Source organism: Chloroflexota bacterium (assembly GCA_016875535.1).
Taxonomy (GTDB): Bacteria; Chloroflexota; Dehalococcoidia; order SHYB01; family SHYB01; genus VGPF01.
On the sequence record VGPF01000021.1, the window covers coordinates 1 to 14,961 of the forward strand.

Here is a 14,961-nt window from a genome sequence, read left to right on the forward strand (position 1 = left end):
GGGTCGCCGCCGTGACGCCCAACTCCCGGGACAGCGCGTCCAACTCTTCCCCATGCAGCAGCCGCATCACCGCTCCGCTCTTGCGCCGAGAGGAGAATCTCCCTCGCTCAACGCGGCCTCGATCAAGTGCTCCCTCGCCCTTTCCATCCATCATGGACACCTCCTTGAGTTTGTGGCATCATGCCCCAATTCCGTGTCCAAGAAAATCCTAGGGCGGGGGACTTCTCATATACCCCTCCATGAAAGGTCGTCCTTGGAACCCCCGGCGACGTTTCCCCCGTACCACCTGCACCAGTGGATTCTCACACTCTTCACATCAATCACACACTAAACCCACACGGACGCCAGCACAACGGGAGAAGAGTAATATTTCGGTAACAGTTTATGACAACCCAAGGCCTACTCTTCCAGATAGGCAAAAGAGAGGCGAAGGGCAACTACTTAGGTGTGCCGGGGCTAGGTAAATAAGGCGAAGGAGAGGCCTACTGCATCGTCTGGGTCAGCTGGTGATACTTGCCTTCGGTCCTTATTGCAGGAGCCACCACCATCTCAGCCCGGTGCAAGTCCTGGATCGTGAAGGCGCCGCAGTAACCCATGCACGTCCGCAGCGCGCCGATGTAGTTCTCGGTCCCGTCTGAGACAGACGATGGTCCAAAGAGAATCTTCTTCAGCGCCCCCTTGCTCCCGACCTTGATGCGCGTGCCGCGCGGCAGGTCCATGTGCGGGCTCGCCATGCCCCAGCTGTAGCCCTTGCCCGGCGCCTCATCGGAAGCCGTAAGCTGGGAGCCGAGCATCACGCCGTCCGCCCCCGCGACAAAGGCCTTGCACAGATCTCCCCCGGTGCGGATGCCTCCGTCCGTGATGATGGGGATGTATTTCCCCGTCCGCCGCTTGAACTCTTCCCTGGCCGCCGCGCAGTCCATCGTCGCCGTCACTTGCGGCACCCCAACGCCGATCACTTCGCGCGTTGTGCAGATCGCCCCAGGGCCCACGCCGACCAGCAGGGCGTCTATCCCCTGCTCCATCAGCTCCAGCGAGCCGCTGAAGCTCACGGCATTGCCGACGACGACAGGAACGCCGAGCTTCTGGATCAGCTCGGAGATGATAAGTCCCTTGACACTCTTGGAGATGTGCCGCGCCGTCGTCACTGTTGACTGCACCACGATGATATCCGCCCCAGCCTCGACGGCCACCGGGGCCAGCTTCTTCGTCCAGGCGGGCGTCATGGAAACGGCGCAGATCGCCTTCGCCTTCTTCACCTCACGGACATGGTCCGTGATGAATTTCTCCTGGATTGGCGCCGAGTAGGCCTTTTGCAGCGTCCCCGTCGCCTCTTTCTGGGGGACGGAGAGGATGTGCTGGAAGATTTCATCGGGGTTGGCGTAGCGGGCCTGGAGGCCCTCGAGATTGATAACTGCCATGCCGCCAAGCTGGCTCATCGCAACGGCGGTCTTTGGAGAGGAGAGGGCATCGAGCGCGGCAGCGAGAACAGGGATCCTGAGCGTGACGCTGCCGAGCTTGAGATCAAGGTTCGTCTGATCGGGGTTGATCGTGACGTCGCCGGGGACGATGGAGACTTCGTCGAATCCGTAGGCTCTGCGGAGGGGCTTAAACTGGGGCCGCTCCATGATTCCTCCTCAATGCGCAAGCTGCCTTGCGCAGCCATCACAATGCCGGTATCGCTTGTATGTCAGATGAGAAAATGCGGCGCTGGATGGGTTACTCGTTACACGTAGTAACCCGATACTATACGCCGCACGCAAACCCCCGTCAAATACGAGGGGTTGTAGCGCTTACTTTTTGCGCCACAACCCCTCGACTCATCGTACCGGTAAAACTCCCGCGATTTCGACTACTCCTCTTCCTCCTCATCCTCTTCTTCATTAAGCACCACAGGCTGCGGCGCATTGGATGCCGTCTGCCGTATCTGCTTCTCGATCGCCGTGCCGATCTCCTTGTGCTGGGAGATGAACTGCTTCGCATTCTCGCGCCCCTGGCCCAGCTTCGTCTCGCCGAAGGCGAAGAACGACCCGGTCTTCTTGATGATGCCCAGCTGGGCGCCCAGATCAATGATGTCGCCCTCGCGGCTGATGCCGCGGTCGTACATGATCTCGAACTCCGCCACGCGGAATGGCGGCGCCATCTTGTTCTTCACAACGCGGGCCTTCACGCGATTGCCCTTAATCTCGTCGCCCACCTTGATCGAATCCTGCCGGCGAAGGTCAATGCGGATGGAGGCGTAGAACTTCAGCGCGCGCCCGCCCGGCGTCACTTCGGGATTGCCGAAGACGACACCGACCTTTTCGCGCAACTGGTTGATGAAGATCGCGCACGTTTTGGAGCGGCTGATGGCCGAGGTCAGCTTCCGCAGCGCCTGGGACATCAGTCGCGCCTGGAGGCCCATCTGCGGGTCGCCCATGTCACCTTCCACCTCCGCTCGCGGCACCAGGGCCGCCACGCTGTCCACGATGACCACGTCAATCGCGCCGCTGCGGACCAGCGCCTCCGTGATTTCAAGCGCCTGCTCCGCATAATCGGGCTGGGAGATATAGAGATTGTCCACGTCCACGCCGATCTTCCGCGCATACCCCGGGTCCAGCGCGTGCTCCACGTCAATGTACGCCGCTGTGCCGCCCATCTTCTGCGCCTCCGCGATGATGTGCAGCGCCAGGGTGGACTTGCCCGATGACTCCGCGCCGTGGATATCAATGATGCGCCCGCGCGGCACGCCGCCGATGCCCAGCGCCATATCCAGGGCCAGGGAGCCTGTGGGGATGACGTCCACCACGAACCGCTTCCCGGCTTCGCCCAGCCGCATCACCGATCCCTTGCCGTACTGCTTTTCGATCTGCGAGACAGCGATCTCAAGCGCCTTCTCTTTCTCTGATTCGGTCGCTGGCATGTCGAAAGTGTCCTCTTTTTCTTTGATGAAGCTCGCCATAGTTGTCTCTCCAATCCTCATTTCTGTCAATAGTCTTGCCCGGCATGGTCGCGGCCGCTCGCCGTGGCAGGCTCCCTGGGGCGCGTCAGCCTCACACTGAGCGCATGCCTCGGGAAGCCTCTTCGCGTCGCGGCTCTTGACCGAACAGGCGTTCTAATCGTAGTGTGGCCCTCCGCATTCCGCAAGCGGCGTCTGTCACACAGCGTTCGCCGAACCAAAAACGCGCCCCATGCCTGGGAAGGACGACCCTCGATGCCGAAGGTCCTCTACGATGAAGCTCCCTGCAAGTCCCTCCTGAACCGCGTTCACGGCATGTGGTTCAAGTGGTCCGTGAACCACTATCGCGGCTGCGTCCACTCCTGCCATTATTGCTTCGCCCGCCGCTACCACGCCCAGCTCGATCTCAACCCGGGCGGCGACTTCACCGGCATCATCATCGTGAAGACGAATGCGCCGGAGGTTATCCGCCTGGAGCTCTCCCGTCCATCCTGGCAGCGCGAGCACGTCACCATCGGCACCGCCACAGACCCGTACCAGCCCATCGATGGCAAATACAAGCTCACCAGGGGAATCTTGAAGGCCCTGCGCGACTACCGCACGCCCACATCCCTTATCACCAAAGGCACCATGATTGTCCGCGACGCCGATGTGCTGGCGAGCCTCAACCGCCGCGCAGGCGCAACCGTCTGCTTCAGCCTCACCACCCTCGATCGCGCCCTCTGGGAACGCCTCGAGCCGGGCACGCCTCCGCCGCGACAGCGCCTGCGCGCCCTGGAACGCCTGGTCCAGGTGGGCGTCAACGCAGGCGTCCTTATGGCGCCCGTCGTCCCCAACATCACAGACAGCTACGAGAACATGGAGGAGGTCGCCCGCGAGGCAGCCTCCCACGGGGCGCGCTTCTTCGGCGCGGCGCCGCTCCGCCTGCAGGGCGGCACCAAGCTCCACTTCATGGACCGGCTCGATGCCACCTACCCGCATCTCTCACGCCACTACCGCCGGATGTATCCCGGCGCCTACGCCCCCAATCGCTACCAGGGCCAGATCGCAAGCCTGGCCGCCGCCATGCAGCAGCGCCACGGCTTCCACCAGCGCAGCGACGCCATCGCTATCCAGCGCCCCGAGGCTGCGAGACAGCTGCAGATGGCGGTGTAGCTCGTTCCCTCCCGCTCATTGCGCGGCTCTTGCTATACTTGCGCCACTTCCCCGGAGGTGCGCCATGACCACGAACGCCGATCTCCACGAGATGTCCGGCAAGATCACGCCCGAGGGCCTGCAGGCGATGCGCGCCCGCATCGGCGTCCTCATCCCGCAGCCGCCCCCCTTCAACAGCGAGGCGCACCTGGACAGCATCCGCCACTTCTGCCTCGGCTACGGCGATGACAATCCCCTCTTCACCGAGCCGGGCTACGCCGCCAAATCCCGCTGGTTCGGCCTCATCGCCCCGCCCATGTACGTCACCACCATGGGCGAAACTTCCGTCGGCAAGATCCCGCCCAACATCCGCCAGGCGGGCGCCCACGCCCTCGTCGGTGTCCCCAACTACCAGAGCGGCTCTGATTGGCACTGGATCCGCCCCATCCGCCCAGGCGATAGCATCAAGATGAACTATTTCATCGAAGGCGTGGAAGAGAAGCGTAGCGAGTTCGGCGGCGGCAAGGCGGCCATCGTCTACCACCGCAAGGAATACGTGAACCAGAACGATGAACTCGTCGCCGTCTATCGCTACTACTTCTTCCACGTGGAGCGCGAAGCCTCGGAGAAGACGGGCAAATATATGAAGATCGAGCAGAAGGTCTACACCCAGGCCGAGCTGGACGAGATAGACAAGGCTTATGAGAACGAGCTCCGCCGGGGCGATGCGCCCCTCTACTGGGAAGATGTTTCGGTCGGCATGCCTATGCCCACCATGGTGAAAGGCCCCCTGACCACCCTGGAAGTGATGGCCTGGCACCAGGGCTGGGGCTGGGGCGTCTTCCGCATCGCCCCCTTGCGCCTAGGCTACCTCAACCGCAAGCGCATCCCCACCTTTTACACCAAGAACGAATACGGCTATTGGGAGCCCGCCCAGCGCGTCCACTGGGACAACGTCCGCGCCAAGAAAGTCGGCAACCCCGCCGCCTACGATTACGGCGTCATGCGCACATCCTGGATCTGTCACTACCTCACGAACTGGATGGGCGATGACGGCTTCCTCTGGAAGGAGTCAGACCAATCGCGCAAGTTCAACTACCACGGCGACGTCCAGTGGGTGAAGGCCAAGATCACCGGCAAGCGCCAGGAGGGCCCTAACAACATCGTCGAGCTGGACATCTGGTGCGAGAACCAGCGCGGCGAGATCGCGACCCCGGGGAAGGCCACCGTCCTGCTCCCGTCCCGGGAGCGCGGACCCATCGTCATCCCCGCGTCAGCCATCAAGCCCACGCCCCTCAAGAACCCCTATATCGCCGAGGCTCCCGGCTGCATCTGGTAGGATAACGCCGTCAGCCCCAGAGCATCGTAGGCCAGCACAAGCTTGCTCTCTGCCGTTTGGGCGCGTTGCGCGTTCGCGAATCAATTTCATTCCCCCATCTCCCCATCAGCTGATCATGTAATCGCCGCGATTCACGTTCAGGATCGCCCCGTTGATCCCCGATGCCTCGTCCGAGCAGAGGAAGACGATGGCCGGCGCTATCTCCATCGGCGTCATGATCTTCCCGCCTACCATCCCTGCGCCCACATCCCGCACTCCCTGTTCCCCGAACATCGCATGCAGGCCCTCTGTCTCCGTCGCCCCGGGCGCCACCACATTCGTGCGCACGCCGCGCTTGATCCCCTCCAGCGCCAGCACACGGCTCACCGCTACAACGCCCCCCTTCGCCGCCGAATAGGCCGCCAGCCCTTCTATGGGCCGAAAGGCCGACCCCGAGGCGATATTCACAATCGCGCCGCTCCCCTGCTCCGCCATCACGCGCATCGCCGCCTGGCAGCAGAAGAAGAGCCCTCGCAGGTTCACCGCCATCGTCTTGTCCCAGAAATCCTCCGTCATCTCCAGCACACGCAGGCGCGGGTAGATGGCCGCCACGTTCGCCAGCGCGTCCACCCGGCCAAACGTCTTATACGCCTCCGCCACCATCCTTCGCCCATCGGCAACCTTCGAGACATCCGCCTGAACCACCAGGTGCTTCACCCCTGCGCCCAGCTGCTTCGCCGTCTTCTGCGCCTCCGCCCCGTTGATGTCCGCCAGCACAACGTGCGCCCCCTCCTTGGCAAAGGCGATGGCCGTTGCCCGCCCGATCCCGCTCCCCGCCCCGGTCACGATGGCAACCTTCCCTCGCATCGGCATACCGAGCACCTCCAGCCGTTCGTAGCGCTTAGATCATCGCCTTCGCGATGCCCAAGTAAATCACGATAGAGAGCAAGTCCTGGATGACTGTGGCCAGCGGCCCGCTGCCGAACGCCGGGTCCTTTCCCATCTTGTGGAGCACCGCAGGCAGGACCATCGCCACCACCGTCGCCACGGAGCAGGCCAGGAAGAGCGATAGGCTCACCGCGCCCGCGACATCCGCATCTCCCCAGCGCCACCAGACCAGCGGCAGCACCGCGATCGCGAGCCCGGCCCCCATCAGCACGCCCGTCAGCGCCTCGCGCCTAAAGATGCGGCGCACCCCCACGCCCGCCGAAAAGCCCCGCACCACGATCGCCTCCGTCTGCGTCCCCACGGCGTCCGCCAGGTACACGACCCCTGGGATGAAAAAGGCTAGGAGCACGTTCTCTTCGATGCTTCTTTCGAACGCGCCCACCGCGTCTGCCGCCAGCAGCGCGCCGATGAGCCCCACGATCAGCCACGGCAGGCGGTGCCAGAAGCGCCGCCTCACCGGCTCGATCGCCGCCTCCCGCGCCAGGGTCGTGCTCGCCAGGTAGCCGCTCAGCCTCGCGATGTCCTCCTGGTGCCCCGCCAGTAGCACTGAGAGCAGACGCTGGGGCGGGATCAACCCCAGGAACCGCCCGCCCGCGTCCGCCACGGCCAGGCTGTTCTGCCCGTGGCGCACCGCCTTCCATGCCGCCACCTCCTGATCTATTTCCGGCGTCACCACCGGCGGATCATCGTCCATCAGCTCGCGCGCCGTTGTCTCAGGGGCAGCCGCCAGCACATCCTCTATCTTCACCAACCCCACCAGCTCCGTCCCCTCGCAGATCGCCACGTCCACGATGGCCTCGTACCGCTTCCCTTCCATCGCCATCCGCATCTCCCTCGCCGTCGCATCCGGCGGCGCGATCGGCACATTCGTGCAGAGATGCTCTGCCACCGTCTCAAAGGTCAGGCGTCTCTCCTCAAGTGCTAGTGCGGCCATCGGCGCCTCCGGGAATCAAAGGGCTACCGCATACTCTAGCCCACCGGCGCAAGCGCCTGTGGACGCATCGCCGATAATGTCCCCCTGCCCTTCAACGCAGGCAAGGAGGATATGTTATGGACGCTCGCTGGCAAGACCTGGAGGAGATTAAAGGGCTCAAGGCCCGCTACTTCCGCTATCTCGATACGAAACGATGGAAGGAGTTCGGCGAAGTCTTCGCGGAAGACGCCGTCTCCATCTCGCCGACTTCCAGTGACGTCATCACCCGGGGCCGCCAGGCCATCGTCGAGCGCGTCAAAGGCGTCGTCCGCGATGCTGTCAGCGTCCACTACGGCTTCATGCCGGAGATCGAACTGACAAGCGAGACCACCGCCAAGGGCATCTGGTCCATGTTCGATTTCGTGGACTACGGCAAAAACTCCTGGAAGGGCTACGGCCACTATCAGGAGGAATATGTCAAGCTCGGCGGGCGCTGGTACATCAAGTCCTTCAAGCTCACCCGAATCAGGCAGGACAAGCACGAACAGAGCGCCCTGGGAACCACGCCCTAACAGGCGTGCGCCATGCCTCCCTTGACTCTGTGGTATACTACATATGTTCTAGGTTCTTGGTTCGCGCTCGATTCTGTGAGTTCGTTGCCGGATTGACGACGCACATGCGGCGCTTGCCCCTGGACTCTAGGAGAATCGCTTTTGAAAGGAGCGCCACATGAAGATTTACGTCGGCAATCTGCCCTATGAGTACACCGATACAGAGCTCAACGCCGCCTTCTCCGCACACGGGAAGGTGGACTCGGCCCAGATCGTAACGGATCGTTACACTGGCCGGTCCCGCGGGTTCGGCTTTGTGGAGATGTCCAACAATGCCGAAGCTGAGACGGCCATCAAGGCCCTCAACGGCAAAGAGCTCAAGGGTCGTCCCCTGACCGTGAATGAAGCCCGCCCCCGCGAAGACCGCGGCGGCCAGGGCGGCATGCGCGGTGGCAACCCCGGCGGCCGTTCGTTCGGCGGCCAGGGCGGCTCCAAGCGCTGGTAATCCCAGCCTCAGCTACACGCTGAAGTAAAAAGACCCCGCAGCCGGCTGCGGGGTCTTTTTTTGTCCTCTGCGCTTTTTATCGTGTTTGACAGGATATTATCCCCAGCTATCATGGGTGGGAATCTCATCCTGAAAGCACGCAGTTCATGCGCATCTTCCTCATCGGCCAGGCCCCCTTCGGCGAGGCTGTCCTCAAGCGCCTCCTGGAGCAGGGCGAAGCCGTCGTCGGCGTCTCCGCCCCTGCGCCGAAGGAAGGCGCAAAGCCGGACCCCCTCTGGGCCGGCGCCCACGCAAAGGGCCTGCCACTCTTCGGCACCCGCGACCTGAAGAGGCACGAGGTCTTTGACCGCTACGCCGCCCTCGAGGCAGACCTCTGCGTCATGGCTTACGTGACCGATATCCTCCCCGAGCGCGTCCTCTTTCAGCCGCGCCTCCAGAGCATCCAGTACCACCCGTCGCTCCTACCTCTCCACCGGGGCGCAAGCGCCATGAACTGGGCCATCTGGCAAGGCCGCGCCAAGACCGGCCTTACGATCTTCTGGCCGGATAAGGGCATAGACACCGGCCCCATCCTCCTGCAAAAGGAGTGCGCCATCGCTCCCGACGACACCTTGGGCAGCCTCTACTTCAACAAGCTCTTCCCCATGGGCGTGGAGGCGATCGCCGAAGCCGTAAAGCTGGTGCGCACCGGCAAAGCGCCGCGCACGCCGCAAGACCACGCCAGGGCCACCTATGAGCCCATCGCCAAGGAGGAGCACGCCCAGGTGCGCTGGGACCTCCCCGCGAGCATGGTCTACACCATCATCCGCGGCGCGAACCCGCAGCCCGGCGCATGGACCACCTACAAGGGCGCGAAGCTGAAACTCTTCGATTGCAAGCTCCTCTCCTCGGAATCCGTCGAAAAGCCGGGAAGGGTCCTCAGCCTCACTGCCGATGGCATCCTCGTCTCCTCCTGGGGCGGGGCCCTCCTGCTCCAGCGCCTTCAGCCCTCAGGCGGCCCGAAGCAGTCGGCCGCCGAATACGTCGCTGCCTCCGGCCTCGCCGTCGGCGATTGCCTGGGAGGCTGACCATGCGCATCGTCCGCTATCGCAAGGACGGGCGGCAGCGTTACGGCATCGTGGAAGGCGCGAACGTCTATGCCGCCTCGGGCAATCCCTTCACCGGCCTCAAGAAAGGCCGCCTGGCGGGCAGGCTCGAAAGGCTCACCCTCCTGCCGCCCGTCAAGCCAACCAAGATCGCCGCCCTGGGGCGCAACTATCTTGAGCACGCCAAGGAGATGGGTTCCGACCTTCCTCCCGAGCCGCTCGTCTTCCTCAAAGCCCCCACCGCCGTCATCGGCCCCGGCGAAGAGATCGTCATCCCCACCGGCGCGGGACGCATTGACTACGAAGGCGAACTCGTCGCCGTCATCGGCAAGCGATGCCGCAACGTCCCGGAGGAGCAAGCCTTCGATGTCATCCTAGGCTACACCTGCGGGAACGATGTCACGGCCCGCGAACAGCAGTCCAAGGACGGCCAGTGGGCGCGCGCCAAATCGTATGACTCCTTTGCCCCCATCGGACCCGTCATCGTCACCGGCCTTAGGCCGGAGGGCCGCCGCCTCATGACCCGGCTCAACGGCAGAATCGTCCAAGAGGCCCCCACCGACCGGATGATGTTCAAGGTCTCCCGCCAGGTGGCCCACATCTCGCGCTTCATGACCCTGTTCCCCGGCGACCTCATCTTCACCGGCACCCCCTCCGGCATCGGCCCCATGCGCCCCGGCGATGTTGTGGAAGTCGAGATCGAAGGCATCGGCCTTCTCCGCAACATCTGCGTCGCCGAGCCGGCCCGCTAGCCCCGCGCCAGCGCTACACGCCGCTCCCTGAATGGTGCGTCACTGCGACGCATGGCGGGGACAGCCTGTCCTCCCGCTGTGGTCCCCCAACAGAGTGACGGGGGACACAGCGTCCTCCCAGGAACCATCAAGAACCATCATCTGAACCTTCCACAGGAGCGGGCGGGGCTACGCTTGATGCTCCGCCACTCCCTGAAGAACAAGGCACAGCAACGAGACTCTCGGCAAAGGCTTCAGGAGGAGGAGACGGAGCGCTTCGAGAGGGTGTTCAGTGATGCCCTTCAGAGGACGAGCCAGGCGACGGTGTAGTGGTGCGGCACAAGGCAGCGCTACAGCGGCGCTACAAAGCGCTACAAACCACCGTGACAAGCCAGTGACAAGGCGTGACAACCAGCCTCGTGCTTGGGCTTTTCCAGATTCAACAGCAGCGCAACAGAGAGCGCTGCCGGCTTTGCGAAACATGCGCTACAAGGAGTCCTTCCGCCACACGGCATCCCTGGTAGGGGTACGCGCTGAGGGCCTTCCGCTGCAGGGACGCGTGCCCCGCGCCTCCTTGGGACGGGCGGCCTAAGGCCTGCCCTACCTCGGAATGCGTTGCCCACGCAACCTCTATCGCTCCCGTCGCTGTGCTCGCCTGCGCGCTGCGAGAGGGCACTGGTGAGAGGTCTCTTCTCCGCCTGCCGCTATACTGGAGAGAGGAAGTCATCAGGAGAACGCCGATGGCAAAGCATACCGTCACCCTCATCGAAGGCGATGGGATCGGGCCGGAAGTCGCCCGCGCCGCGGTCCAGGTCATCGAAGCCTTAGGCGTCGCCGTCACCTGGGAAAAGGTCCTCGTCGGCCAGCTCGCCCGCGAAAAGACAGGCAAGCTCCTGCCCGATGGGACCCTGGACTCCATCGCCAAGAACAAAGTGGCGCTCAAGGCCCCCATCACCACGCCCATCGGCGAAGGCTATCCCTCCATCAACGTCGGCATCCGCCAGCGCCTCGATCTCTACTCCTGCGTCCGCCCCGTGAAAAGCATCCCCGGCGTCAAGGCCCTCTATACCGATATAGACCTCGTCATCATCCGGGAGAACACGGAAGACCTCTATGCCGGCAAGGAGCATGAGGTTATCCCCGGCGTCATCGAAAGCCTCAAGATCATCACGGAAAAAGCCTCCACCCGCATCGCCGAATTCGCCTTCCGCTACGCCCTGCGCAACGGGCGCAAGAAGGTCACCGCCATCCACAAGGCCAACATCATGAAACTGTCCGATGGCCTTTTCCTGGAATGCGCCCGGGCCGTCGCCAAGCGCTACCCCAACATCAAGTACACCGAGATGATCGTGGACAACACCTGCCTCCAGCTCGTTGCCGAGCCCCACCAGTTCGATATGCTCCTCACCTCCAACCTCTACGGCGATATCATCTCTGACCTGGCAGCGGGCCTCGTCGGCGGCATCGGCGTCGTCCCCGGCGCCAACATCGGCAGCGAAGCCGCCGTCTTCGAAGCCGTCCACGGCAGCTGGCCTGAGGCCGCGGGCAAGAACATCGCCAACCCAGCTGCCATGATGCTCACCGCTGTCATGATGCTCCGCCACATCGGCGAAGGCTCCGCCGCCGACCGCATGGAAGCGGCCATCTTCAACGTCTTCAGGAAGGGCCAGGTTCGCACCCAGGACCTCGGCGGCAAAGCCTCCACCACCGAGTTCACGCAGGAGGTCATCCGCAACCTCTAGCCCGGCATGCGCCTTGACTCACCCAAGGGGCGCTCATAGCATCATCCCACCGATACCCCGCCAATGACGCCTCCCACCTTCCGCGATCGCTACCTCCAGACGCCCGGCATGCGCCTCCACTACCTTGAGTGGGGCAACCCTCGCAAGCCGACCCTTGTCCTCCTCCACGGCAGCCTGCAAACGGCCCACATCTGGGACGACTTCGCCCGCGCCATGGCAAACGATTACCACATCCTCGCCCTCGATTGGCGCGGCCACGGCGATAGCGATTGGTCGAAACGACTCTCCTACACCGGGGGCGCCTTCATGCGCGACCTCCTTCGCCTGGTGAACTCCAAAGTGCGGAAGCGGTTCACTCTCATCGGCCTCTCCCTGGGCGGGCACATCGGCATCATCTACGCGGCGCGCCACCGGGAGCGGTTGCGCTCCATCGTCCTCGTCGAAGTCGGGCCCGTGGTGAACAACGCCAACCTCCTCCGCTACCGCAGCACGGCCAAGCACCAGCTCCTTCTGCCCAGCTTTGAGGACTTCGTCCAGCGGGAGGCGGCGCGCAATCGCTACCGCCCGGTGGAGGAGCATCGGGAGCGCCTGCGGTGGAGCGTGCGGCGGCTGCCGGGAGGCCAGTGGACCTGGAAGTACGATTACCGGCGCGTCGCCCAGATGGAGAAGCCCCTGGGGAAGCCCCTCTTTGAAAACCTCGCGCCCTTCGTCCCGCGCATCAGAACGCCCACCCTCATCGTCCGCGGCGGCCGCAGCGAATTCCTTGCGACGGAGGTCGCCCGTCAGATGCAAAAGGACATCGGCGACTGCGCAATCGTGGATGTGCCCAAAGCCGGACACAGCGTGCCATCAGATAACGCGCCGGGATTCACAAAAGCGGTGCGCGGATTCCTGCAGGCCCAAAAGATCGTCTGAAGCTAGGCCCGCTTAAAGTACGGCAGCGTGATCTGGTCGTTTATCTTCTGGAAGACCACGCTCACCGGCATGCCGAGCTTCACCTGTTCCGGCGTGCAATCGAGGATATTCGTCGTGAAGCGCACGCCCGGCGCATCGTCCAGCTCCACCAGCGCCACGATCAGTGGCAGTTTGTCCGCGAACCACGGGTGCAGCGCCTGCCGCGAAAGCACCCAGGAAAAGACCTTCCCCTTGCCGCTCACCCTCTCCCACCCCAGGTCCTTGGCGTTGCAGACATGGCAGACATCCTGCGGATACCATATCCAGGTGCGGCAGGACGCGCACCGCTGGATCATCAGCTCGCCGCGGCGGCATCCCTCCCAAAAGGGCTGGGTCTCGTGCCGCGTAACGTCAGGCAGGGGCTGGGTGTTCTTTGCCATGGGCGGTAACTCCGGAGGTGGTGTAGCGCGCCGACACTATACCTGCGCGAATCTCTCCTGGCAACGCCGCCCTACTCGCCTTCGATCGCGCCGTCCTTGTGCAGCACGTAGCCATGCCCCCGCACCGCGTGGATCAGCCTGGGGCGTTCTTCGCCCTCCAGCTTGCGGCGCAGATGCATCACCGTCACGTCAACGAAGTTGGAGGCGCTGCCCCGGTGGTTTCCCCACACCTGCCGTGCAAGCTCTTCCCTGGTGAGCGGACGTCCCGGGTAGCGCATGAAGCAGGCCAGCAGCTCAAACTCCAGGTTCGTCAGGTCTATCCGCGCGCCGTCGAACAGCACCTCGTGCGTCTGCTGGTTGATGGAGAGGTCCTCATAGCTCAGCGGCCCGTCCGCCTTCGTCAGCGCCTGCTGCAGCACCGGGTCCTGGTCAATGATGAGCCGCCGCTTGCGCTCCAGTGCCGCGATCTGCTGCTCCAGCTCCATCGTCACTTCGATATTTTCCCACGTGAGTGCCGTCTGCCGCGCGAAGGCCTCCCCGATCTTCCGTTGCTCCTCCGTGAACGGCTTGGGGAGATAGAAGACCAGCGCACCCACCACCTTCTGCTTCACGGTGATGGGGCAGACCATCCCGTGCTTCATCCCCAGCAGCCGTCCGCCGAGCTCGATCACCGTTGAGCTGACGATCCCCTTGGCGATCTCGGAGATCGGCGCGCGCACCGTCTTCCCCTCCAGGTAGGACTCCCGGCTGTGCTGGTTCGCGATCACCGGGAACTCGATGCCCAGCACATCGAACCCGGGCAGGATGCGAGAGACGGCGTTCACCGCGCGCATGAACGTCCTGGACTCCATCCCGGCCAGGGCTACCACACGCACCATCCCTTCCTCCGCGTCATAGCGCGCAAGCCCCACAAAGCGCGTCTTCATCGCAGAGCGCGCCCTGTTCAGAATCGTTCGATAGAGCACCCAATCGTGCATGCGAAGGTTGTTCTCCCTGCAAACGTCCCATGGACGAACAGATCGTCGCGACCTCCAAGTATACGGATACACACCTGGGGAAAGGTGTGGGAAGAGTAAGAGCCCTTCCCTTCGGCCGGTTCCCGCCAGGTCTCCTGTGGTATCCTAGCCCGCAGAACGCTGCTGATCGGAGTGCTGCGCCAGCCCTGTGAGCCCCTTCTATCGCGACGTGCCAAACGCCCTGCATCTCTCCACAACCCTGGCCTGCTCCGTGATCAAGGCCCGGGATCTGCTGATCACCCCGGAAGGCCTCAAGTCCTGGCTCGCGCGGGATGCCGCCTTTTCCGCCAATGTCGGCGCCGATTACCGGCTCCTCCTCGATGACGGCACGCGCATCGAAGGCTCCGTCCAAGGCTTCGATCCCGCGGCAGGCATCGCCTACTCCTTCCTCCATGATGGCGTCCGCCGCGCCTTCGGCACCACCATCGCCAGGTGGGCCTGGGATGGCCTCAGCGCCGATTACACCCTCATCACGCTCACACACACCGGCCACGCCCAGGGCGAGATGTGGCAGCGCGCCTATGAGCGCCACCTCCACATCTGGAGTGAGGGCTTTCGCAACCTCGCCTCCGTGGTCAATGAGGGACGCGACCTCCGCCGAGAGTCCGTGCGCTAGCCTCCCGCCGTCGAAATCCGCACTCCGCCTGCGGCGCAGGCTTTCGTAATCACCTACCCCTGCGGCATCCTTCGCCGAATTGGTGCGGCTGCACTACGCCGTTAGGCAGATTGCATCATGTCCCCCTGGG

The 14,961-nt window shown here is 63.7% G+C and carries 15 protein-coding genes; 9 read left to right on the forward strand and 6 right to left on the reverse strand.

Annotated elements, in window-relative coordinates:
• Positions 1–482: 482 nt before the first annotated feature.
• Both FJ039_07185 and recA read right to left on the reverse strand, forming a co-directional pair.
• Entirely contained in the window at positions 483–1,628 is a 1,146-nt protein-coding gene (locus FJ039_07185) for a GuaB3 family IMP dehydrogenase-related protein (GenBank protein MBM4405947.1), read from the reverse strand.
• 224 nt (positions 1,629–1,852) lie between these two features.
• Positions 1,853–2,902 (reverse strand): recombinase RecA, encoded by a 1,050-nt coding sequence (gene recA, locus FJ039_07190; protein ID MBM4405948.1) that lies wholly within the window; start codon positions 2,900–2,902, stop codon positions 1,853–1,855.
• 291 nt (positions 2,903–3,193) lie between these two features.
• On the opposite strand from recA, the gene FJ039_07195 reads away from it, so the two are divergent.
• Positions 3,194–4,093 (forward strand): radical SAM protein, encoded by a 900-nt coding sequence (locus tag FJ039_07195; protein ID MBM4405949.1) that lies wholly within the window; start codon positions 3,194–3,196, stop codon positions 4,091–4,093.
• Complete coding sequence (locus FJ039_07200; GenBank protein ID MBM4405950.1) at positions 3,903–5,411, forward strand: acyl dehydratase; 1,509 nt, start codon at positions 3,903–3,905, stop codon at positions 5,409–5,411. Before FJ039_07195 ends, FJ039_07200 begins: the two co-directional genes overlap by 191 nt.
• A 105-nt stretch (positions 5,412–5,516) precedes the next feature.
• Here FJ039_07200 and FJ039_07205 read toward each other — a convergent pair whose 3' ends face one another.
• Positions 5,517–6,263, reverse strand: coding sequence for an SDR family oxidoreductase (locus FJ039_07205; protein MBM4405951.1), 747 nt, complete (start codon positions 6,261–6,263; stop codon positions 5,517–5,519).
• 28 nt (positions 6,264–6,291) lie between these two features.
• Entirely contained in the window at positions 6,292–7,167 is an 876-nt protein-coding gene (locus FJ039_07210; GenBank protein MBM4405952.1) for a magnesium transporter, read from the reverse strand.
• Positions 7,168–7,388: 221 nt separating this feature from the next.
• On the opposite strand from FJ039_07210, the gene FJ039_07215 reads away from it, so the two are divergent.
• The 6 genes from FJ039_07215 to FJ039_07240 all read left to right on the forward strand — a co-directional run bounded on the left by FJ039_07215 (position 7,389) and on the right by FJ039_07240 (position 12,780).
• Positions 7,389–7,823 carry a nuclear transport factor 2 family protein gene (locus FJ039_07215; protein MBM4405953.1) on the forward strand — a complete coding sequence of 145 codons (435 nt, stop codon included), beginning with the start codon at positions 7,389–7,391 and terminating at the stop codon, positions 7,821–7,823.
• 157 nt (positions 7,824–7,980) lie between these two features.
• The gene (locus tag FJ039_07220; protein MBM4405954.1) at positions 7,981–8,307 is read left to right on the forward strand and encodes an RNA-binding protein; all 327 of its coding nucleotides are present in this window, start codon (positions 7,981–7,983) and stop codon (positions 8,305–8,307) included.
• A gap of 146 nt (positions 8,308–8,453) precedes the next feature.
• Entirely contained in the window at positions 8,454–9,374 is a 921-nt protein-coding gene (locus tag FJ039_07225; GenBank protein ID MBM4405955.1) for a methionyl-tRNA formyltransferase, read from the forward strand.
• Between the two features lie 2 nt (positions 9,375–9,376).
• Complete coding sequence (locus tag FJ039_07230) at positions 9,377–10,144, forward strand: fumarylacetoacetate hydrolase family protein (protein MBM4405956.1); 768 nt, start codon at positions 9,377–9,379, stop codon at positions 10,142–10,144.
• A 719-nt stretch (positions 10,145–10,863) separates the two neighbouring features.
• Entirely contained in the window at positions 10,864–11,865 is a 1,002-nt protein-coding gene (locus tag FJ039_07235; GenBank protein ID MBM4405957.1) for an isocitrate dehydrogenase (NAD(+)), read from the forward strand.
• A gap of 63 nt (positions 11,866–11,928) precedes the next feature.
• Positions 11,929–12,780, forward strand: a complete 852-nt coding sequence (locus FJ039_07240) for an alpha/beta hydrolase (GenBank protein ID MBM4405958.1) — start codon at positions 11,929–11,931, stop codon at positions 12,778–12,780.
• Between the two features lie 2 nt (positions 12,781–12,782).
• Here FJ039_07240 and FJ039_07245 read toward each other — a convergent pair whose 3' ends face one another.
• Both FJ039_07245 and FJ039_07250 read right to left on the reverse strand, forming a co-directional pair.
• Positions 12,783–13,199 carry a hypothetical protein gene (locus FJ039_07245; protein ID MBM4405959.1) on the reverse strand — a complete coding sequence of 139 codons (417 nt, stop codon included), beginning with the start codon at positions 13,197–13,199 and terminating at the stop codon, positions 12,783–12,785.
• A gap of 71 nt (positions 13,200–13,270) precedes the next feature.
• Entirely contained in the window at positions 13,271–14,176 is a 906-nt protein-coding gene (locus FJ039_07250) for a GAF domain-containing protein (GenBank protein MBM4405960.1), read from the reverse strand.
• Between the two features lie 187 nt (positions 14,177–14,363).
• Here FJ039_07250 and FJ039_07255 point away from each other — a divergent pair, with 187 nt between their 5' ends.
• Complete coding sequence (locus tag FJ039_07255; protein ID MBM4405961.1) at positions 14,364–14,831, forward strand: hypothetical protein; 468 nt, start codon at positions 14,364–14,366, stop codon at positions 14,829–14,831.
• Positions 14,832–14,961 lie beyond the last annotated feature (130 nt).